Here is a 3,856-nt window from a genome sequence, read left to right as displayed (position 1 = left end):
CATCATTTCCATACTGATCACCCTGTGTTCTCCTGCTCAAAAATTGAGCAGAAGCAGTTGAACACCTGGGTCAGTTTTCAGTCGGCAGAACAGCCTCTACTGGGTCAGTTTTCGGTCAGCGGCAACAATCAGGGGCGCGCATCACACATGCAGGCGGTGATAGGGCGTTTTACCGGCCATCAACCGACAGCATCACCATGCCCGAGCGCGGCCAGTTTCCCTCGGCCGACAACTACTACGCGACCGCACTGCATGAGCTGGGGCATTGGACTGGCCACCCTTCGCGGCTTGACCGTGACTTGTCCAACCCATTCGGGTCGGAGGGGTACGCCAAGGAAGAGTTGCGGGCAGAGATTTCCAGCATGATCCTGGGCAACGAGCTGGGTATTGGCCACGATCCTGGTCAGCACGTTGCGTATGTCGGGTCATGGATCAAGGTGCTGCAAGAAGATCCACTTGAGATCTTCCGGGCAGCCGCGGATGCCGAGAAAATCCAGGCTTTCGTCCTGGCGTTTGAACAGCAGCAAGTTCAAGACCACCAGGTGGACACCGCGCAGCTAGGCCAAGAGCAGGCCGAGGTATTGGCCCATATCCAGGAAGCCCACAAGAACGCCAATCCTGGATACAGCGCCCTGGAGTCGTGGCAGACCCTGGAGCGCACTGCCGAAGCTAACGGCCTCAAGGCAATGCTTCGCTGGTCGAATGCTGGCGAGTACGAGGCGGATATTCGCGTCGAGTACCAGGATACAGACGGAAAATTGATCCCAGTACATAGCGAGCTGCACAGCGGCGACGGTAAAGCTGTGAGCTGCATCGAGGGGCAGCGAGTTCCAGGCACTGGCATGACTTCGGATGATGAGTGGCAGACGAACGCCCTCAACTCTGCAATCGCCACAGCCCGGCATCGGCAGGAACAGCAGGAGGCCAAAATGGAGCAGGGACAGCAGTTGCCCCAACAGGAAATCACACAGCAGCAACTGACCGCCGAGCAATGGGTGCTGGACAAGCTGAGTAGCGACCTTCGCCCTGCCATTGGCCGGATGAACGAGCGGCAGCTAGACACTGTGCAGAGTGTTCTGGATTCGATGCACCCAATGGGCAACAACAACCCGTTCTGGCAGCGCCATGAGCCAGCCGCCGAAGCCATGTACCAGGATGTTGACCAGGTAGAGAAGCAGATATTCGATGCTACTGATGCGGTCAGCGACCGGCGCGAAGTGCTCCAGGGCCAGGGGCTGGTTCAGGCTGATGATATGCAGCAAGCAGTCGAGCAAGCACGACTGCGAGAAGCGCAGGTGCGACAAAACCCGAACAGCACTGACGAGGACATTTCTGCGGCCAAAGAAGAGCGAAAAAATGCCGAGGTGGCGCTTGCTCTAAATGATCCTGAAATGCAGCGGCGAATAGCCGAACTCGAAAAGAGCGAGGCCCGTAGCGAGCAGAGCAGTACCAGCGTGGCCAAGGAAAAGACCTGGTTGGCTGTTCCATACGAGCAGCGCGACGAGGCCAAACAGGTCGCTGGCAAGCTACAGAGCGGCCGTCCCGCCATCGGTTTCGATAAGCAGACTAAATGCTGGTACGCGCAGCCTGGCGCAGACCTGGAGAAGCTACAAAAGTGGCTGCCAGAGAACCAAGTTCGCCAGGCCCCCGCGATGGAGCCGCGAGAAGAGTTCGCCCAGGTCATGAAGGAAGCCGGCCTAGTGGTTGATGGAGAGCACCCCATCATGGACGGCAAATGGCACCGAGTCCCGGTCGAGGGGGGAAGCAAGGGCAACACCTCGGGAGCTTATCGGGGGTTCGAGCTGGAACCCGGCGAGAAAGGCGTTCCTGCAGGTACGATTCAGAACCACCGCACAGGCTTCCAATCAAACTGGAAAGCCAAGGGCTACGCGCTCAGCGAGGGCGACAAAGCATCTTTCAATGCCGAAGCTGCGCAGCGGCAAGCCCAGCGAGAGCAAGAGCGGCTGGTGAATCAAGCCCGCGCAGTTAAGGCGATCGGCGAACTGCTGGCGATCGCACCACAAGCAACAGCGGATCACACCTATCTCCAGAACAAGGAGGCCAGGCCCGGCGACCTCAAGGTTGTACCTGCGGACACAGCGGGCTTGCCTGCCGATTCGATCATCCTCATTGGGAAAAATGCTAGGGAGTCGAAGGCGCTGCGCGAGGCCAACCCGGATAATCTGGTCTTCACAGCCGGCGACTTGCTGCTGACCGCACAGGACAGCAATGGCAACCTCAAGGCTGCGCAGTCAATTCGCGCCAACGGCACGAAGATGTTTGCCAAGGGCACCGAGAAACACCAGAACTTCCATGTCGTCGGCGGCGCTGGCCTGGAGGCTCTGCAAGCAGCTCCTGCCATCGTGATCGGCGAAGGCTATGCCACGGCCGATACGCTGTCCCAAAGCCTTGGCTACGCAACCGTTGCGGCGTTTGACTCGGGCAACCTTCCCCATGTCGCCGCGCAGATGCGCGAGCAGTTCCCCGACAAGCCAATTCTGATTGCCGGGGACAACGATCTTCACCAGGAGCTGATTGACGGCAAGAACCCAGGCCGAACTAAGGCCCAGGAAGCGGCGAAGTCGGTAGAAGGCAAGGCCATCTTTCCGATCTTCGCACCAGGCGAGCAAGCCTATCCGGCTGGAGTGGAACCCATCGACCCGGAGAAGGCCCGCGCCAATAAGCTGACCCCTGAGCAACAAGAAGCTATCAACCAGATGAAGCGTTTCACGGACTTCAACGACCTGGCCACCAAAAGCAGCCTCGGCCGTGAGGCCCTGGATCGCCAGGTGCGGTCGGAGGTTGGCTTAGCCATCGAGAAGCACCAGGAGCGCATCGAGCAGAAACGCCTCGAGCAAGTTCAGACGCAGGCAGAGAAGCAACAACCGCGACGGGCAATGTCGCGCTAACAAGGAGAAGTTGAAGTGGTAATGAAAATTGCAAACCGCAATAACGGCGATGCCGGCGTTCTCATGAAGCCCGAAGGCAGCGTGAAAATCGTAGTGCTGAATGGCAGCCGTCAGATCGACCAGGTTGTACCTGGTGCGGGGAAAGATGGAGAACCGGGCTGGGTCACCATGAAGGTACAGCCAGAGGCAGGATTGCCTAAAGGCATCCACCAACTGAGCGACGCCACTAATCCAGCCAAGAACGTCCACCCGCAAACCTACGGTGGACAGGTGCTGCACGTTGACCAGAAGCATGTCTATCAGTTCGGCCCCAAGGGAATCGTCCAGCATGATCGCAAGCTGTTCGAGAAGGAGCCGGTAGTGGGCAAGTGCTACGAGGTGTCCTATAGCCGAGGTGTTGGCAAGGTCAAAGCAGAGCTGAGCCAGGAGGAAGGGGCCAAGCTGCAAGCGAAAAAGGCGCATACCCTGTGAAAGAGGCTGTCGGCCGGCGCTTAGCCCTGGAAGCGTCTCGACTCAACCTGACTGGCACCGAGACTGCTGCCAGGATTGGCTGTTCCCGGCGCACCTGGTGCTACTACGAAGCAGGGAAGAGCTGCCCGGATGCGGTGGCCTTGGCCAGTCTCGACCAGCTGGGTTTTGACGTGTTGTACGTCATTACCGGGCGCAGGGGTAAAGCGCTGTAGTAGAATCGCCGCCGCTGTACCTTTGGTCAGCGGCAGGCTGGAGTCGCAAGACTCGCCCAGGTGCTCACCCCCTCACGTCTACTTCTGTGGCACCGCGCTCGCTGATCGTCCTATTACAAAGCCCTCGCCTTGAGGGCTTTTTTTCGGTGCGCCCGGCAGGGCGCGCTCACTCAGGGGTGGAAGTCCCCCGCACACCCGGCAAGGGGAAGTGCTAGCTAGAGGCAAGGGTTTCGCGGGCGACTGCGAGTCTGAAGGAAGCCCGAG

General features: G+C 59.2%; 3 protein-coding genes and 1 pseudogene. All 4 read left to right on the top strand.

The features are described 5' to 3' along the window. Positions 1-536 (top strand): annotated as a pseudogene (locus HBR94_RS28265) (zincin-like metallopeptidase domain-containing protein); the annotation flags it as partial. Positions 537-686: 150 nt separating this feature from the next. Beyond that, on the top strand, positions 687-2,909 hold the full coding sequence (locus HBR94_RS28490) for a DUF5710 domain-containing protein (RefSeq protein ID WP_222932015.1): 2,223 nt from the start codon (positions 687-689) through the stop codon (positions 2,907-2,909). 21 nt (positions 2,910-2,930) lie between these two features. Next, positions 2,931-3,380, top strand: a complete 450-nt coding sequence (locus HBR94_RS28260) for a KfrB domain-containing protein (RefSeq protein WP_010466474.1) — start codon at positions 2,931-2,933, stop codon at positions 3,378-3,380. Next, positions 3,377-3,592, top strand: coding sequence for a helix-turn-helix transcriptional regulator (locus HBR94_RS28255; protein WP_010466472.1), 216 nt, complete (start codon positions 3,377-3,379; stop codon positions 3,590-3,592). Before HBR94_RS28260 ends, HBR94_RS28255 begins: the two co-directional genes overlap by 4 nt. Positions 3,593-3,856 lie beyond the last annotated feature (264 nt).

Origin of the sequence: Pseudomonas sp. WS 5412, assembly GCF_012985615.1 — a bacterium.
In the GTDB taxonomy this organism is placed as follows: Bacteria; Pseudomonadota; Gammaproteobacteria; order Pseudomonadales; family Pseudomonadaceae; genus Aquipseudomonas; species Aquipseudomonas shahriarae.
The sequence above is the reverse complement of the archived record's forward strand: the minus strand, read 5'-3'. Positions and strand labels throughout refer to the sequence as shown.